The following is a 17,231-nucleotide window of genomic DNA, read 5'->3' as shown; positions in this document are numbered from 1 at the left end:
AGGTTGCCGGAAGGCTTAGTAAGCCAGGCCGAAGTCTTCTTCTTTCATGTCCATCAGGTTGCTGGCGCCCGACAGCATGGTTGCTACGTGGGTGCGGGTACGCGGCAGGATGCGCTGGAAGTAGAAGCGCGCGGTCTGCAACTTGGCAGTGTAGAACGCTTCTTCGGTGGTGCCGGCAGCCAGCTTCTCGGCAGCCAGGCGTGCCATGTCGGCCCAGAAGTAAGCCAGGCACGCATACCCGGAATACATCAGGTAGTCCACCGACGCGGCACCGACTTCTTCACGGTCTTTCATCGCAGCCATGCCGACCTTCATGGTCAACTCGCCCCATTCTTTGTTCAATGCCGCCAGCGGTGCAACGAACTCTTTGACAGCCTCGTTACCTTCGTTGGCCTGGCAGAACTTGTGCACGATCTTGGTGAAACCCTTGAGCGCTTCGCCCTGAGTCATGAGCACTTTACGGCCGAGCAAGTCCAGTGCCTGGATGCCGGTGGTGCCTTCGTACAGCATCGAAATGCGGCTGTCGCGAACGTTCTGCTCCATGCCCCACTCGGCGATGAAGCCGTGGCCGCCGTAGATCTGCACGCCGTGGTTGGCCGATTCAAAACCGACTTCGGTCATGAACGCCTTGGCGATCGGAGTCATGAAAGCCAGCAAGCCGTCGGCCTGTTTCTTGGCTTCGTCGTCGGTGCCGTACTTGACGATGTCTACTTGCTTGGCAGTGAAGTACACCATCGCACGGTTGCCTTCGGCGAAGGCTTTCATCGTCAGCAGCATGCGGCGCACGTCAGGGTGCACGATGATCGGGTCGGCGGCTTTGTCCGGTGCTTTCGGGCCAGTCAGGGAGCGCATCTGCAAGCGATCACGTGCATATTTCAAGCCGCCCTGGAAGCCGATCTCGGCGTGGGACAGGCCCTGCAGCGCAGTCCCCAGGCGAGCGGTGTTCATGAAGGTGAACATGCAGTTCAGGCCTTTGTTCGCCGGGCCGATCAGGAAACCGGTGGCCGCGTCGAAATTCATCACGCAGGTGGCGTTGCCGTGGATACCCATCTTGTGTTCCAGGGAGCCACAGGTCACCGCATTGCGCTCGCCCACCGAACCATCGGCGTTGGGCAGGAACTTGGGCACGATAAACAGCGAGATGCCCTTGGTGCCGGCCGGTGCATCCGGCAGGCGGGCCAGTACGATATGGACGATGTTGTCGGCCATGTCGTGTTCACCGGCCGAGATGAAGATCTTGGTACCGGAGACTTTGTAGGAACCGTCGGCCTGAGGCTCGGCCTTGGTGCGCAACATGCCAAGGTCGGTGCCGCAGTGCGGCTCGGTCAGGCACATGGTGCCGGTCCACTCGCCCGACACCAGCTTGGTCAGGTAAGCCTCTTGCTGCTCTGGGGTGCCGTGCTCGGAAATGGTGTTCATCGCACCATGGGACAGGCCCGGGTACATGCCCCACGACCAGTTTGCGGCCCCCACCATTTCGCTCACCGCCAGGCCCAGGGATTCCGGCAGGCCTTGGCCGCCGTGCTCCACATCGTGGGCCAGGCTTGGCCAGCCGCCTTCGACGAATTGCTTGTAGGCTTCTTTAAAGCCAGTAGGGGTTTTAACGCCTGACTCACTCCAGGTACACCCTTCGATGTCGCCCACGCGGTTCAACGGTGCCAGTACTTGCTCACAGAACTTGGCGCCTTCTTCGAGGATGGCGTCAACCATGTCCGGGGTAGCGTCTTGGCACGCCGGCAGGCTCTGATAGTGCGCTTCATAACCGAGCAGTTCGTCACGAACGAAGCGAATATCACGCAAGGGGGCCTTGTAGTCAGGCATAGCGATAAACCTCTGCTGATGTATCTGGGATGAACAACCGCGTGGATTTGTTATGGCGGTCAAACAGGTGTTTGAAACATACGTTTACGACCAAGGGTTGTCAAGCATCGGCCGGATGCCGTTTGTCTTGATGCAGGTCATCGCCAGGCACGGCAAGGCCCGCGGCAAGACGCCACGCTAAATTGAGTGCAGAGAGTGATCAGGGCTAGGCAAGAGAAAAAGGTGGGAGGGGGCTTGCTCCCGATAGCGGAATGTCAGTCAGTACTTTTGTAACTGACACAGCGCTATCGGGGGCAAGCCCCCTCCCACATTTTGAACTACGTACATGAAAGAGGATCAGGCGTAGGTGTCGATCAAGGTACCAAGCATTTCATTCGAAGCCTTCGCGACTTTCGCCCCCAGCTCCACTTGAAACTTGCCCTGGGCCATTTCCACCATATTGCTCGCCGAATTGGATGGCTGGGCGCGGTCGCTGGCTTGCAGACGATCACTTTGTGCACCCGATGGCTGGGTCGTCGCGGCGCTGGCAATCTTGCCGGCCGCCTGGTCGACACGGTTCTGCCCGGCCTGAATGCTGTTCAGGCCGGAATAAAACGCGCTGCTGCCAGAGATTTCCATGGCGTAAACCTGCCTTTAGAGAATCGTGAAGTTGGATTGAAGCAGACATCCTGTCAAAAGGCCCGTCAAAAACACTAATGGCACATTGCCTTAGTGATAGCCAAAATCAGTCAAGCAGGTCCAATTCAAGGTATTCGGCCACTGCAGCCGCCGCGGCGTGCTTGAGTTTCGGCACTCTTCCCAGGCAAGGCGCCGGCAAGCGCTCAGCCAGGGTGGCGAGGTTTTCTTCCAGACGAGAGGTCTTGGGGTCGATGATGTTCGCCACCCAACCGGCCAGCGGCAAGCCATCCCGTGCGATGGCTTCGGCGGTGAGCAATGCATGGCTGATACAACCCAGGCGCACCCCAACCACCAGGATCACTGGCAGCTTGAGCGCCATGGCCAGGTCCGACAGGTTGGCCTGGTCAGCCAAGGGTACGCGCCACCCGCCTGCGCCCTCGATCAAGGTGAAATCCGCCCCACGGGCCAGGACGTGCTGCATCGGCTTGAGCAACGATTGCACCGTCAACGCGACACCCGCCTCGCGTGCGGCCAGATGAGGCGCGATAGCCGGCTCGAATGCTACCGGGTTGACCTCGGCATAGCTCAGCGGCACTGAACATTCGGCCAACAGCGCCAAGGCATCGGTGTTGCGCAACCCTTGGGCAGTCAGTTGGCAGCCCGACGCCACCGGCTTTCCGGCTGCGGTACTTTTACCTGCCAGCCTGGCGGCATGCAGCAGTCCAGCCGCGATAGTGGTCTTGCCCACATCGGTGTCGGTGCCGGTGATGAAATAAGCGGCGCTCATGCAGGTTTCTCCAATACGGCATACACCACTTGGTAGGTGGCAGGCAGGCCATGGGCCTGGCGCAACTGCTCGTAAGCATCGACCAGTGCCACCATTCGTGCGCGACCCGTCAACCCTCCCGGGCGGCCCGGGTTGAGGTTATGGGCGCCCAACGCCTTGAGCTCGTGGGTCAGGCTGCGCACATCCGGGTAATGCAGCACATGGGGCTGTCGCTCCAGGCTCATCACCCGCAAGCCACTGGTCGCACACAGTTGTTGATAAACCTCGAAGGTGCGGAAGCGGTTGACGTGGACCAGGCCATCCGCCGCCCGCCAGCTTTCGCGCAGTTCATCCAGTGTGCCTGTGCACAGGCTCGCGAAGGCCAGCACACTGCCCGGTCGCAGTACGCGATGAGCTTCACTGAGTACTGCATCGAAATTTGCGCACCATTGCACCGCAAGGCTGGAAAAGAGCAATTCGATGCTGTCAGCCTTAAGCGGCAAGCGTTCCGCATCACCGGCAATAAAGTGCTGCGCACCGCCCAAAGGCCGCGCATGGTTGAGCATGCCTTCGGCGATATCCAGCGCGATGCCTTCGCTTGCAGGCAAACGCTCACCCAGTACCCGGCTGAAGTAGCCCGTGCCGCAGCCCATATCCAGCCAGCATTGTGGCGAAAGGTTGGGCGGCAAACGGCTGAGCAATTCATGCCCCACCGCCCGCTGCAACTCGGCCACGCTGTCGTAGCTGGCCGCTGCACGGGAAAACGAGGCCGCGACCTGACGCTTGTCCGGCAAGGCGCCCGGCAGGCAAGGATGGGATAAATCAGTCATCAACACACTCATGCAAAAAAGCCTGGATGGCCCCTGCTACACCGTGGGGGTCTTCCAGGAGAAACGCGTGACCGGCCTGTTCAATCAGGCCGACTTCTACATCGGGGAGCAATGCCAGCAGGTCACTGGCGGCTTCGGCAGGCACCAGCCCATCCAAGCCGGCAAACAAATGCAACTGCGGCCCGCGAAATGCCTGCAAGGCGGCTCGGGTATCCAGTTGGGCCAGCAATTCCAGGCCAAGCATCAAGACACTGGGGGGTGTATTCGGCGCACCGCTGACCAGCAGCCGCGACAGTCCGCGGGGGTCTGCGGCGCCCTTGGCGCACAGCAGGCCGAAGCGCTTGCGGGTGACCTGGGAGTCGGCATGGCAGCCCGCCAGGAATGCATCAAAGGTCTCGGCCGGCATCCCGTGGGGCCAGCTGTCATGGGCGACGAAACACGGATTGCTCGCCAGGGTCAGCAAACCGCAGCAACGCTCGCCGCGCCGCGCCGCCAGCTCTGAAGCGAGCATGCCGCCGAGGGACCAACCACCGAGCCAGACGTTGTCCGGCAGCGTCGCATCGAGCTCGTCGAGCCATTCACCCACATCACTGGAATCCAGCACCGGCAAAGGCTCGATCTGTACCCGCAGATGCTCATTCAGGCCGTGCAGTGCATTGGCCAGCGGCTCCAGCGGTGACACACCAAGCCCCCAGCCGGGCAGCAATATCAGTCGATTACGCATGGTCGGGCTCCGAGGCGCCTAACAAGCGGAAACACTCTTCCAACCCGTTTAACAATAGCTGCACCTGCGCCTCGCTGTGGGCCGCCGTTAATGTCACCCGTAAACGGGCGGTACCGGCGGGCACCGTAGGCGGGCGGATCGCAGTTACCATCAGGCCACGCTCGCGCAGCATTTGCGACAGGCGCAACGCCCGGGCGCTGTCGCCAATCAGGATCGGCTGGATCGGCGTAAAGCTGTCCATCAACGCCAGGCCCATCTGCTCGGCGCCCTGGCGGAACTGGCAGATCAACCCGTTGAGGTGCTCGCGGCGCCAATGTTCATGGCGCAACAGCTCCAGGCTTTTCAGGGTGGCGCAGGCCAGTGCCGGGGGTTGGCTGGTGGTGTAGATATACGGGCGGGCAAACTGGATCAGGCTTTCGATCAACTCCTCGCTGCCGGCCACAAATGCCCCGGCGGTGCCGAAGGCTTTGCCCAAGGTGCCAACCAGCACCGGCACGTCCTCCTGGCTCAAGCCGAAATGCTCGACGATGCCACCGCCCTGGGCGCCCAACGGACCGAAGCCATGGGCGTCATCCACCATCAGCCAGGCACCTCTGGCCTTGGCTTCACGGGCCAGTGCGGGGAGGTTGGCCAGGTCGCCGTCCATGCTGAACACGCCATCAGTGACCACCAGCGTATTGCCGCTGGCCTTCTCCAGGCGCTTGGCCAGGCTGTCGGCGTCGTTATGCAGGTAGCGATTGAAACGCGCCCCGGACAGCAAGCCGGCATCCAGCAATGACGCGTGGTTGAGGCGATCTTGCAGCACCGTATCGCCCTGCCCCACCAATGCCGTGACCGCGCCGAGGTTGGCCATATAGCCAGTAGTGAACAGCAGTGCACGCGGGCGCCCGGTCAAATCAGCCAGGGCTTCTTCCAACTCATGGTGCGGCGTGGCGTGGCCCACCACCAGATGCGAAGCGCCACCGCCCACGCCCCAACGGGCCGCTCCGGCGCGCCAGGCCTCGATCACCTGCGGGTGATTGGCCAGGCCCAGGTAATCGTTATTGCAGAACGCCAACAATGGCTGGCCATCCACCACCACTTCGGGCCCTTGAGGGCTCTGCAGCAGCGGGCGTTGACGGTATAGATGTTCGGCACGGCGGGCAGCGAGGCGTGCGGCGAGATCAAAAGACATGCTGGCCTCGATTTGGCGGGTTCAACTGGATCAAATAATGTGGGAGCAAGCCCCCCACATTGGGATCCCATTTCAATCAGACGACAGCGTTGTAGAACTGCTCGCTGCTCTTTTGCTCCACCAGCGCCTGCTCGATCGCCGCCTGATGCACTTCATCGGCGTGCTCTTCGCGAGCTTCAGGCAGGATGCCCAGGCGTGCAAACAGTTGCATGTCCTTGTCGGCCTGCGGGTTGGCGGTGGTCAGCAGTTTGTCGCCGTAGAAGATCGAGTTGGCGCCGGCAAAGAACGCCAGGGCCTGCATCTGCTCGTTCATGGCCTCGCGGCCGGCGGACAGGCGCACGTGGGATTTCGGCATGAGGATGCGTGCCACCGCCAGCATGCGGATGAAATCAAAGGGGTCGATGTCGTCGGCGTTCTCCAACGGCGTGCCGGCAACCTTCACCAGCATGTTGATCGGCACCGACTCCGGGTGCTCGGGCAGGTTGGCCAACTGGATCAGCAGATTGGCGCGGTCGTCAAGGGACTCACCCATGCCGAGGATGCCGCCCGAGCAGATCTTCATCCCCGAATCACGCACATAGGCCAGGGTTTGCAGGCGCTCGCCGTAGGTGCGGGTGGTGATGATCGAGCCGTAGAACTCCGGCGAGGTATCGAGGTTGTGGTTGTAGTAATCCAGGCCGGCCTGGGCCAGGGCTTCGGTCTGGTCCTGGTCGAGGCGCCCGAGAGTCATGCAGGTTTCCAGGCCCATGGCCTTCACGCCTTTGACCATCTCCAACACGTAGGGCATGTCCTTGGCCGACGGGTGTTTCCACGCCGCGCCCATGCAGAAACGCGTCGAGCCGATGGCCTTGGCGCGGGCAGCCTCTTCGAGGACCTTCTGCACTTCCATCAGCTTTTCTTTTTCCAGGCCGGTGTTGTAGTGGCCCGACTGCGGACAATATTTGCAATCTTCCGGGCAGGCGCCGGTCTTGATCGACAGCAAGGTCGATACCTGCACGCGGTTGGCGTCAAAATGCGCGCGGTGCACGGTCTGCGCCTGGAACAACAGGTCATTGAATGGCTGCACGAACAGGGCTTTGACTTCGGCTAAGGACCAATCGTGACGCAGGGTGGCAGAGGTGCTGGCGCTCATGGGCGATTCCTTGATTATGCTTTGGCAAGCGCTGCGGGAAGGGCAATACCCACAGGCACGACACGGATGCCGGCATATTTAAGGAAGAATCATGCACTGTCAACCTGATCACAAACGCCAAGTTTACATCTGGTCAAAAACCATACAATCCTGCCTGATTTGCGATGAAAGCACTCAGTCAGCCGAACATATATGCAACGTCTGCGAAACAGACTTACCTTGGCTAATGGAGCAGTGTGAACGCTGCGCCCTACCCTTGCCGATGGATGGCTTGATCTGCGGGCAGTGCCAGAGGCATTCACCCGCTTTCAAGCAGGTCGTCGCGCCATGGACCTATAGCTTTCCCATCGACACCCTCATCAGCCGCTTCAAGCACCAGGGCCGTTGGCCGCTGGGGCACATGCTGGCACGCCTGCTGGGGCAACACTTGCAACACCGCTTCGACAACGCTGAACTCGACCGACCCGACGGCCTGCTGCCGGTGCCCATGGCCCGCAAACGCCTGCGCGAGCGCGGCTTTAACCAAGCGTTGATGGTGGCCCGCTGGCTCAGTAAAGCCCTCGAGATTCCCTATCATGAACATGCGTTATTACGCCCTTATGAAACCGTCGCGCAGCAAGACCTGGATGCCAAGGCCCGCAAACGCAACCTGCTCAACGCTTTTGCCCTGGCACCCGACGCCCACGTAGCAGGGCAGCATCTGGCGTTGGTAGACGACGTACTCACCACCGGCGCCACGGCCCACAGCCTGGCGCGGCTGTTGATAGGTGCCGGCGCACGCCAAGTCGACGTCTATTGCCTGGCACGTACACCAAGGTCCAGCGTCTGACTTGACTCCCCTGCGCCAGGACGGCAACGTCCGCTCATCTCATCCAGACGTATGCCCATGTCCCTGCCCAACCCCCTCAACCAGCACATCATCCGTCGCCCCCAGCGCATTGCCTTGCTGGGGCATATCGCCGAGCAGGGTTCCATCACCCGTGCGGCCAAAAGCGCCGGGTTGAGTTACAAGGCTGCTTGGGACGCCATCGACGAACTGAACAACCTGGCGCAAAAACCGCTGGTTGAACGCAGCGTCGGTGGCAAGGGCGGTGGTGGCGCCAGGCTGACGCAAGAAGGTGAGCGGGTGTTGCGCCTCTATCAGCGCCTGCAAGTGTTGCAGGCCGAAGTACTCGGCTCGGACGAAGCGGCCAGCGACTTCAACCTGCTGGGCCGCTTGATGCTGCGCACCAGTGCGCGCAACCAATTGCACGGCCAGGTCAGCGCCATCGACAGCCATGGGCGCAATGACATGATTGGCCTGCAGTTGGCCGGCGGCCTGCATCTGGACGCACAGATCACCCACGACAGCACCCAACGACTGGAACTGCAGATCGGCGTGGAGGTGGTCGCCCTGATCAAGGCCGGGTGGCTCGAGTTGCTGGCGATCGGGCAACTTGAAACACCTGGACACAATTGCATGGTCGGTGTGATCGAGACGATTCTCGACGCCGAAGATGGCCCCAGTGAGGTGCGTGTCGCCCTGCCTAACGGCCAGGTGCTATGCGCGCTGGCACCGCCCGCTGCACTCCAGGCCCTTGACGCTGCCGAGGGCCTACCGATCCGCGTGCAATTCGCCCCCAGCAATGTGTTGCTTGGCACGCCGGTATAGCGGGCCAAAGTCTTCGAACTGCAACAATTTGGTCACAAGCGCTGCTTAAGGTGTCTGCAAAAACCGCAGGGAGCCTGAGATGAGCCTATTAGAAGAAAACCAAGCCACCGACCTTGAACAGATGGTCGGCCTCACCCGTCGTCGCTTTATCGGCGCAGGCGCCCTGTGCGGCGCGGCGATGTTCCTGGGTGGCAACCTGTTGAGCCGCAGCGCCCTGGCTGTGAACGCCGCCTCTGCCAGCCCGTTGCTGGGCTTCACCAGCATCGCCGCCGCCACCAGCGACACCATCACCCTGCCCCCTGGCTACAGCGCTTCGGTGCTGATCAGTTGGGGCCAGCCATTGCACAAGAACGCGCCGGCTTTCGACCCGTCCGGCAATGGTACGGCCAAGGCGCAGGAACAACAGTTCGGCGACCACAACGACGGCATGAGCCTGTTTCCCTTCCCGGGCGACAACAACCGCGCGCTGATGGCGATAAATAACGAATACACCAACTACCGCTACCTCTTCGCCCACGGCGGTGCACCGCAGTCGGCTGAAGACGTACGCAAGGCCCTGGCCAGCGAAGGCGTGTCGGTCATCGAAGTGCGGCGCAACGGCGACACCTGGCAGTTCGTTCAGGACTCTCGCTACAACCGGCGCATCCACGGCAATTCACCGATCCGCTTGAGCGGCCCCGCCGCCGGCCATGATTGGCTGAAAACCCGCGCCGACAAAAGCGGCAAAAAAGTCCTCGGCACGTTCCAGAACTGCGCCAACGGCAAGACCCCATGGGGCACCTACCTGACCTGCGAAGAAAACTTCACCGACTGTTTCGGCAGCAGCAACCCGCAGCAGGCTTTCGACGCCGGGCAGAAGCGCTACGGTGTGGTAGCCGCCAGCAAAGACATCAACTGGCACCCGCACGACCCACGTTTCGACATGGCCAAGAACCCCAATGAACTCAATCGTCATGGCTGGGTGGTGGAAATCGACCCATTCGATCCGCAATCCACTCCGGTCAAGCGCACGGCGCTGGGTCGCTTCAAGCACGAAAACGCCGCCCTCGCCGAGACCCGCGACGGACGCGCCGTGGTGTACATGGGCGACGATGAGCGCGGTGAGTTCATCTACAAATTCGTCAGCCGCGATCAGATCAACCACGACAATCCGAAAGCCAATAAAGACCTGCTCGAACACGGCACCTTGTACGTGGCCATCTTCGACGCGGGCGACGGCGATGCCGATCATCCCAAAGGCAAAGGTCAATGGGTTGAACTCACCCATGGCAAAAACGGCATCGACGCCAGCAGCGGTTTCGCCAACCAGGCCGAGGTGCTGATCCATGCGCGCCTGGCCGCCAGCGTAGTGAAAGCCACGCGCATGGACCGCCCGGAATGGATCGTGGTCAGCCCCACCGACGGCCAGGTCTATTGCACCCTGACCAACAACGCCAAACGCGGCGAAGACGGCCAGCCGTTGGGCGGGCCCAACCCACGGGAGAAGAACGTCTACGGCCAGATCCTGCGTTGGAAGGCCAACGCCGATAACCACGGTGCCACGGACTTCACCTGGGACTTGTTCGTGGTAGCCGGCAACCCGGGCGTGCACGCCGGTACGCCGAAGGGCGGTTCATCCAATATCAGCCCTCAGAACATGTTCAATAGCCCCGACGGCCTGGGTTTCGACAAAGCGGGGCGCCTGTGGATCCTGACCGATGGCGACTACAGCAACGCCGGCGACTTTGCCGGCATGGGCAATAACCAAATGCTGTGTGCCGACCCGAGCACCGGTGAAATCCGCCGTTTCATGGTTGGGCCGGTGGCGTGTGAGGTGACAGGAATCAGCTTTGCGCCGGATCAGAAAACCTTGTTTGTGGGGATTCAGCATCCGGGGGAAACCGGTGGTTCGACCTGGCCGGAGCATTTGCCCAATGGCAAGCCGCGTTCGTCGGTAGTGGCGATTCGGCGGGATGATGGTGGGGTTGTCGGCGCCTGACAGAGCCTCATCGTGGGCAAGCCCCCTCCCACAATTGCGAATTGCGAATACATTCAAGTGTGGGAGGGGGCTTGCCTCCAATTGCAATAGCACAGCCACCACCTATCCCAGCCCCGGTGCGTTACCATACCCGGCCCGACGCGGCGCCCTGCTGCGCGCAGGAGTTCGCATGGCCCACCCGTTTGAAACCCTCACCCCTGACCTGGTCCTCGACGCCGTTGAAAGCATCGGTTTCCTCAGCGACGCACGCGTATTGGCACTCAACAGCTACGAAAACCGCGTGTACCAAGTGGGTATCGAAGACGCCGAGCCGCTGATCGCCAAATTCTACCGGCCCCAGCGCTGGACCAACGAGGCGATCCTCGAAGAACACCGCTTTACCTTCGAACTGGCCGAATGCGAAGTACCGGTAGTAGCGCCGCTGATTCACAACGGCGAAAGCCTGTTCGAACACGCAGGTTTCCGCTTCACCCTGTTCCCGCGCCGTGGCGGCCGGGCGCCTGAGCCAGGCAATCTTGATCAGCTCTATCGCCTCGGGCAATTGCTGGGCCGTTTGCACGCAGTGGGTTCCACCCGCCCGTTCGAACACCGTGAAGCTCTGGGTGTGAAGAACTTCGGTCACGACTCCCTCAACACCTTGCTTGAAGGCAACTTCATTCCCAAGAGCCTGCTGCCGGCCTACGAGTCCGTGGCCCGTGACCTGCTCAAGCGCGTGGAAGAGGTGTACAAGACCACGCCGCACAAGAACATCCGCATGCACGGCGATTGCCACCCGGGCAACATGATGTGCCGCGACGAGATGTTCCATATCGTCGACCTCGACGACTGCCGCATGGGCCCGGCGGTGCAAGACCTGTGGATGATGCTCGCCGGCGACCGCCAGGAATGCCTGGGCCAGCTGTCGGAACTGATGGATGGCTACCAGGAATTCCACGACTTCGACCCGCGCGAGCTGGCCCTGATCGAACCTCTGCGCGCCCTGCGCCTGATGCACTACAGCGCCTGGCTGGCACGCCGCTGGGATGACCCGGCGTTCCCCCACAGCTTCCCGTGGTTCGGCAGCGAGCGGTATTGGGGCGACCAGGTGCTGGCGTTGCGTGAGCAGTTGTCGGCGCTCAACGAAGAACCGCTGAAACTCTTCTAACCGCTTTTGCTTTTAATGTGGGAGGGGGCTTGCTCCCTCCCACATAAAGCGAAGCGGGTCCCACTGCTGCACAAATATCCTTACAATCGCGCTTTGTTAGCTGCCTAAGCAAGGATTCTGCAATGCAAGCCGCCAACCCTCGCAAAGGGTACATCCTGGGCCTGAGCGCCTACGTCATCTGGGGCCTGTTCCCGCTTTACTTCAAAGCCATCGCCAGCGTCCCCGCTGCCGAGATCATCGTGCACCGCGTGTTGTGGTCGGCGCTGTTCGGCGGTTTGCTGCTGATGGTGTGGAAACATCCCGGCTGGTTCCGCGAGTTGCGCGACAACCCCAAGCGCCTGGCGATCCTGGCCCTCAGCGGTTCGTTGATTGCGGCTAACTGGCTGACCTACGTATGGTCGGTGAACAGCGGGCGTATGCTCGAGGCCAGCCTGGGTTACTACATCAACCCGCTGGTGAATGTACTGCTGGGCATGCTGATCCTTGGTGAACGCCTGCGGCGCCTGCAATGGATAGCGGTGGGCCTGGCAGCGGTGGGCGTGGCGCAGCAGGTCTGGCAGGTCGGCAGCTTGCCGTGGGTGTCGCTGGTGCTGGCGTTGACCTTCGGTTTCTATGGCCTGATTCGAAAGCAAGCGCCGGTCAAGGCACTGCCGGGGCTGGTGGTGGAGACCTGGATGCTGGTGCCAATTGCCGTGGCCTGGCTGCTGTTCAACCCGTCGGCCCACAGTGCGCAACTGGAATTCTGGAGTACCTCCGAAGCCTGGTGGCTGGTGGCCGCAGGCCCGGTCACGTTGATCCCACTGGTGTGCTTCAACGCCGCCGCTCGGCATTTGCCCTACACCGCACTGGGCTTTTTACAATACGTCGCGCCGACCCTGGTGCTGCTGGAAGCCGTATTGCTGTTCGGCGAACACTTGGCGCCGGCCACACTGATGGCATTCGCCTTTATCTGGGCCGGCCTGGTGGTGTACAGCCTGGATGCCTGGCTGAGCGTGCGCAAACGCTGATCAAATAACGTACAAATCTCTGCAAGCCACGGTTTTCGTGGCTTGCAGCGTTCCACCCCAAGGTTATCCACAACCTGATCCCCGCCATGTGTGCACAAGTCATTGAAACTGCTCGTTTTTTGCTCAACTTACGGAGAAGCAAGGCCGGCGTGGGCTGGCGCCGGGTCTCTACAGGTTATCCACAGGCCCATGCAAGATTTCCATGCATAACCCTGTGGGTCGTTACTCCTCTTGACGCAACTCCACCATCAAGTCATCGGCCAAGGTTTCCAGCGACGCTTGCAAGGACTCCAACGACAGGCTCGCTGGCACCTGCAACAACGCCTCGGCGTTAAACAGCGGATCACCGCTCATGGGTGCCGGGCGCACATCGGTACTCAGGCGTTCCAGATTGACGCCCTGCTGGCTCAACAGCGCGGTGATCTCGCGCACGATGCCCGAGCGGTCATTGCCCACCAGCGTCATCACAATCGACTTGGACACCGACGCTTGCCCGGTGCTGCCCTCGCCCACCAGCGCACGTATGCCATGCGTGGATAAATCCTCCAACGCGCCCACCAACGCTTGACGCTGCTCGGCCGGCACGCTGACCCGCAGGATCCCGGCAAACTGCCCCGCCATATGAGCCATGCGGCTTTCCAGCCAGTTACCGCCGTGGGCGGCAATGGTCTGGGCGATGCGTTCCACCAGTCCGGGTTTGTCGGCAGCGATAATTGTGAGTACAAGATGGTCCATGGCAACGCCCTCTGGAATTCAATCTACAAGGTGGACCCGGGAGCCCTCGAAAACAAATCGTGTACTATTTTTATATTTATCTGGAACAATCCAATAGTTTTTTGAGAACATCTGGTTCTCCGCTGTGACCGTACGACCAAAGTGGGTCGCTAAACGACGTATTTAGTCTAATTTTCACAACCGCAAGTCATCATGTAGTATGCGCAACCGTGCACTACATAATGAAAATCTGAAAAAGCGCATAAGCTCCGCAGAGTGAGGCAAGCAATGACTGAACACGTTCAAGTCGGTGGCCTGCAGGTCGCCAAAGTCCTGTTCGACTTCGTGAACAACGAAGCCATTCCCGGTACAGGCATCACTGCCGACCAGTTCTGGGCCGGTGCCGACAAGGTTATCCACGACCTGGCACCGAAGAACAAAGCCCTACTCGCCAAACGCGACGATTTCCAGGCGCGGATCGATACCTGGCACCAGACCCACGCGGGCCAGGCGCATGACCCGGTGGCCTACAAAGCCTTCCTGCAAGACATCGGATACCTGCTGCCAGAAGCCGCAGACTTCCAGGCCTCGACCCAAAACGTCGACGACGAAATCGCGCACATGGCCGGCCCCCAGCTGGTAGTGCCGGTGATGAATGCCCGCTTCGCTCTGAACGCTTCGAATGCGCGCTGGGGTTCGCTGTACGACGCCTTGTATGGCACCGACGCCATCAGCGAAGCCGATGGCGCAGAGAAGGGCAAGAGCTACAACAAAGTGCGTGGCGACAAGGTCATCGCCTTCGCCCGTGCGTTCCTCGACGAAGCCGCGCCGCTCAGCGCCGGCAGCCACGTTGACTCCACCGGCTACAAGATCGCCGATGGCAAGCTGATCGTCAGCCTCAAGGGCGGCAGTAACAGCGGCCTGCGCGACGATGCGCAATTGATCGGCTTCCAGGGCCCGGCGGCCGAGCCGATTGCGATCCTGCTCAAGCACAACGGCCTGCACTTCGAGATCCAGATCGACGCCAGCACCCCAGTCGGCCAGACCGATGCGGCCGGCGTCAAAGACGTGCTGATGGAAGCCGCGCTGACCACCATCATGGACTGCGAAGACTCCGTCGCCGCCGTGGATGCCGATGACAAGGTGGTGATCTACCGTAACTGGCTCGGCCTGATGAAGGGCGACCTGGCCGAAGAAGTCGCCAAGGGCGGCAAGACCTTCACCCGCACCATGAACCCTGATCGCGTGTACACCGGGGTGGATGGCCAGGACGTGACCTTGCACGGCCGTTCGCTGCTGTTCGTGCGCAACGTTGGCCACCTGATGACCATCGACGCGATCCTCGACAAAGACGGCAACGAAGTGCCGGAAGGCATTCTCGACGGCCTGCTCACCAGCCTGGCGGCGATCCACAGCCTCAATGGCAACAACACGCGCAAGAACAGCCGTACCGGCTCGGTGTACATCGTCAAGCCGAAGATGCACGGCCCGGAAGAAGCCGCGTTCACCAACGAAATGTTCGGTCGCATCGAAGACGTGCTGAACCTGCCACGCAACACCCTCAAAGTCGGGATCATGGACGAGGAGCGCCGCACCACGGTCAACCTCAAGGCCTGTATCAAGGCGGCCAGCGAGCGCGTGGTGTTTATCAACACCGGCTTCCTCGACCGCACCGGCGATGAAATCCACACCTCCATGGAAGCCGGCGCGATGGTGCGCAAGGCAGCCATGAAGGCAGAGAAGTGGATCGGCGCCTATGAGAACTGGAACGTCGATATCGGCTTGAGCACGGGCCTGCAAGGTCGTGCACAGATTGGTAAAGGCATGTGGGCGATGCCCGACCTCATGGCAGCGATGCTCGAACAGAAAATCGCCCACCCACTGGCCGGCGCCAACACCGCCTGGGTGCCGTCACCAACCGCCGCGGCGCTGCATGCGCTGCACTATCACAAGGTCGATGTGTTCGCCCGTCAGGCCGAACTGGCCAAGCGCGAACGTGCGTCGGTGGACGACATCCTCACCATTCCGCTGGCCAGCAACACGGATTGGTCTGAAGAGGAGATCCGCAACGAACTGGACAACAATGCCCAGGGCATCCTTGGCTATGTGGTCCGTTGGATCGACCAGGGCGTTGGCTGTTCGAAAGTGCCGGATATCAACGACATCGGGCTGATGGAAGACCGTGCCACCCTGCGTATCTCCAGCCAGCACATCGCCAACTGGTTGCGTCACGGCATTGTCAATGAAGCCCAGGTGATGGAAAGCCTCAAGCGCATGGCGCCGGTGGTGGACCGCCAGAATGCCGGGGACGCGTTGTACCGCCCACTGGCTCCGGATTTCGACAGCAACATCGCGTTCCAGGCGGCGGTGGAGTTGGTGATTGAGGGGACCAAGCAGCCTAATGGGTATACCGAGCCGGTGTTGCACCGCAGGCGTCGGGAGTTCAAGGCTAAGAATGGGCGTTGAGTAAACGCTGAAAGGAAGAAAGCCCTGTTCGTGAGATCAGGGCTTTGTTCTTATTAGGAGGGCTATCAATTAAAAACAAAAGTGGCTTCACCTGTGCCGTTAATCGTGAGTTCTTGTCCTTCATATTCAAATTTCAAATTCACGTAGTTAATATAATTTATATACGTATCTGGCGAACCTGCGTCTTTGGAAACAACAAAAAACTTTCCAGACGTCGGCCTTATAAAGTAAACGCCATTTTCGTCTCTATAATCAATGTTTCCTCGATGCTTATCTTCATCCCGTGGAAAGTCGAACTCGTAGGGTTCGTCCCGCGGAAACAGTGTGTTCCCATACTGAGCTGTCAACGACCCGGCGCCTTCCATGATGACCACAAAATGTCTCAAGCTTGCTCCTACATTAGAAGATTTTAAAAAGCGCGCCTTTCCATCCCTGAGAATTAGAATATTTGCGTTGTCGCTAGCGGCTTGTTCAGTAGACGTTTGAATAGGCATAACAAGCTCCTTTGGAGGGTATAAGGTCCCGGCTGACGACCAGAACTCTCCAGTGCAGTAGACCCGCTGGCCAGCTGCTTGCCTACTGTGAGAATTGACAGTTCAAACAAGGAAAAGATAAGCGGTAGTTATTGCACCATTCCCAACTCCCGCTTGACCAACTTCGCCAACTTCACGCTATCAATCGGCTTGAGCAAGAAATCCACCACGCTCAAATGCATCGCATCGATCACATCCGGCGCTTCGGCGTCACCCGACATGATGATGATCGGCAGCGCCGCCCGGGTCGACTCACGCACCTGGCGAATCAACTCCAGGCCGTTGCTGGGCTGCATGCGCAGGTCAGTGATCAGCAAACCGATGGAGCTGCTGGACTTCAACAAATCCCACGCTTTCTCACCACTGTCGGCGGTCATGCAGCGAATACCGTCCAGCCCCAGGATCTCCGCCAGCAGTTCACGCGCATCCTTGTCGTCGTCCACGATCAACACGCGTTGTGGCGGTAAATCAGGCTCCAGCATCACGGCGCTCAGCGCCTCGCGCTCGGCATCACTCAAAATATCGTGGTCGGACATACGTTTCTCAGCAATTCTCATCAATCTCCCAGCACAGATGTCAGACATCGTCGGAAGGGCGAACAATGTGCACTTCGTCGGAAAGTTTGCCTAGTGGGCGTTCTACGGGTTTCGGACGATAGTCATGTAAGGTTTTT

17 protein-coding genes are annotated in these 17,231 nt (G+C 60.4%); 7 read left to right on the top strand and 10 right to left on the bottom strand.

All coding sequences use genetic code 11. From position 1 onward, the window contains the following. Positions 1 to 15: 15 nt before the first annotated feature. A complete protein-coding gene (locus tag QZR30_RS06775; RefSeq protein WP_043049735.1) occupies positions 16 to 1,821 on the bottom strand; it encodes a phenylacyl-CoA dehydrogenase in 1,806 nt (601 codons plus the stop codon). Positions 1,822 to 1,873: 52 nt separating this feature from the next. Here QZR30_RS06775 and QZR30_RS06770 point away from each other — a divergent pair, with 52 nt between their 5' ends. Continuing rightward, positions 1,874 to 2,002 carry a hypothetical protein gene (locus QZR30_RS06770; protein ID WP_267896698.1) on the top strand — a complete coding sequence of 43 codons (129 nt, stop codon included), beginning with the start codon at positions 1,874 to 1,876 and terminating at the stop codon, positions 2,000 to 2,002. A gap of 155 nt (positions 2,003 to 2,157) precedes the next feature. Here the strand turns inward: QZR30_RS06770 and QZR30_RS06765 are convergent, their stop codons facing one another. The 6 genes from QZR30_RS06765 to bioB form a co-directional block, all read right to left on the bottom strand. Next, complete coding sequence (locus tag QZR30_RS06765; protein WP_046069815.1) at positions 2,158 to 2,439, bottom strand: hypothetical protein; 282 nt, start codon at positions 2,437 to 2,439, stop codon at positions 2,158 to 2,160. A gap of 106 nt (positions 2,440 to 2,545) precedes the next feature. Continuing rightward, entirely contained in the window at positions 2,546 to 3,226 is a 681-nt protein-coding gene (bioD, locus tag QZR30_RS06760; protein ID WP_311903082.1) for a dethiobiotin synthase, read from the bottom strand. Next, positions 3,223 to 4,035 (bottom strand): malonyl-ACP O-methyltransferase BioC, encoded by an 813-nt coding sequence (gene bioC, locus QZR30_RS06755; RefSeq protein ID WP_311903081.1) that lies wholly within the window; start codon positions 4,033 to 4,035, stop codon positions 3,223 to 3,225. Before bioC ends, bioD begins: the two co-directional genes overlap by 4 nt. Continuing rightward, positions 4,028 to 4,759 carry an alpha/beta fold hydrolase gene (locus tag QZR30_RS06750; protein ID WP_311903080.1) on the bottom strand — a complete coding sequence of 244 codons (732 nt, stop codon included), beginning with the start codon at positions 4,757 to 4,759 and terminating at the stop codon, positions 4,028 to 4,030. The genes bioC and QZR30_RS06750 overlap by 8 nt, the downstream gene beginning before the upstream one ends. Next, positions 4,752 to 5,933, bottom strand: a complete 1,182-nt coding sequence (gene bioF, locus QZR30_RS06745; protein ID WP_311903079.1) for an 8-amino-7-oxononanoate synthase — start codon at positions 5,931 to 5,933, stop codon at positions 4,752 to 4,754. Before bioF ends, QZR30_RS06750 begins: the two co-directional genes overlap by 8 nt. 76 nt (positions 5,934 to 6,009) lie before the next feature. Further along, on the bottom strand, positions 6,010 to 7,065 hold the full coding sequence (gene bioB, locus QZR30_RS06740) for a biotin synthase BioB (RefSeq protein ID WP_043049742.1): 1,056 nt from the start codon (positions 7,063 to 7,065) through the stop codon (positions 6,010 to 6,012). 91 nt (positions 7,066 to 7,156) lie between these two features. Here bioB and QZR30_RS06735 point away from each other — a divergent pair, with 91 nt between their 5' ends. The 5 genes from QZR30_RS06735 (at position 7,157) to rarD (ending at position 12,845) form a co-directional block, all read left to right on the top strand. Then, entirely contained in the window at positions 7,157 to 7,894 is a 738-nt protein-coding gene (locus tag QZR30_RS06735; RefSeq protein ID WP_311903078.1) for a ComF family protein, read from the top strand. A 57-nt stretch (positions 7,895 to 7,951) separates the two neighbouring features. After that, the gene (locus QZR30_RS06730) at positions 7,952 to 8,716 is read left to right on the top strand and encodes a TOBE domain-containing protein (protein WP_311903077.1); all 765 of its coding nucleotides are present in this window, start codon (positions 7,952 to 7,954) and stop codon (positions 8,714 to 8,716) included. Between the two features lie 79 nt (positions 8,717 to 8,795). After that, positions 8,796 to 10,694 (top strand): PhoX family protein, encoded by a 1,899-nt coding sequence (locus tag QZR30_RS06725; protein WP_311903076.1) that lies wholly within the window; start codon positions 8,796 to 8,798, stop codon positions 10,692 to 10,694. Between the two features lie 169 nt (positions 10,695 to 10,863). Further along, positions 10,864 to 11,838: a serine/threonine protein kinase gene (locus tag QZR30_RS06720; protein WP_046069822.1), complete on the top strand. Its 975-nt coding sequence runs from the start codon at positions 10,864 to 10,866 to the stop codon at positions 11,836 to 11,838. A gap of 122 nt (positions 11,839 to 11,960) precedes the next feature. Further along, positions 11,961 to 12,845 (top strand): EamA family transporter RarD, encoded by an 885-nt coding sequence (rarD, locus tag QZR30_RS06715; protein WP_046069823.1) that lies wholly within the window; start codon positions 11,961 to 11,963, stop codon positions 12,843 to 12,845. A 222-nt stretch (positions 12,846 to 13,067) separates the two neighbouring features. On the opposite strand, the gene QZR30_RS06710 is transcribed toward rarD, so the two are convergent. Then, the gene (locus QZR30_RS06710) at positions 13,068 to 13,580 is read right to left on the bottom strand and encodes a glycine cleavage system protein R (protein ID WP_068965606.1); all 513 of its coding nucleotides are present in this window, start codon (positions 13,578 to 13,580) and stop codon (positions 13,068 to 13,070) included. Between the two features lie 267 nt (positions 13,581 to 13,847). On the opposite strand from QZR30_RS06710, the gene QZR30_RS06705 reads away from it, so the two are divergent. Continuing rightward, positions 13,848 to 16,025: a malate synthase G gene (locus tag QZR30_RS06705; RefSeq protein ID WP_311903075.1), complete on the top strand. Its 2,178-nt coding sequence runs from the start codon at positions 13,848 to 13,850 to the stop codon at positions 16,023 to 16,025. Between the two features lie 65 nt (positions 16,026 to 16,090). Here QZR30_RS06705 and QZR30_RS06700 read toward each other — a convergent pair whose 3' ends face one another. Together QZR30_RS06700 and QZR30_RS06695 are read right to left on the bottom strand one after the other, a co-directional pair. After that, positions 16,091 to 16,519: a hypothetical protein gene (locus QZR30_RS06700; protein ID WP_311903074.1), complete on the bottom strand. Its 429-nt coding sequence runs from the start codon at positions 16,517 to 16,519 to the stop codon at positions 16,091 to 16,093. Between the two features lie 128 nt (positions 16,520 to 16,647). Beyond that, complete coding sequence (locus QZR30_RS06695) at positions 16,648 to 17,094, bottom strand: response regulator (RefSeq protein WP_057013953.1); 447 nt, start codon at positions 17,092 to 17,094, stop codon at positions 16,648 to 16,650. Between the last annotated feature and the right edge of the window lie 137 nt (positions 17,095 to 17,231).

This window comes from Pseudomonas sp. rhizo25, assembly GCF_031931935.1.
Classification (GTDB): Bacteria; Pseudomonadota; Gammaproteobacteria; order Pseudomonadales; family Pseudomonadaceae; genus Aquipseudomonas; species Aquipseudomonas synxantha.
The sequence above is the reverse complement of the archived record's forward strand: the minus strand, read 5'-3'. Positions and strand labels throughout refer to the sequence as shown.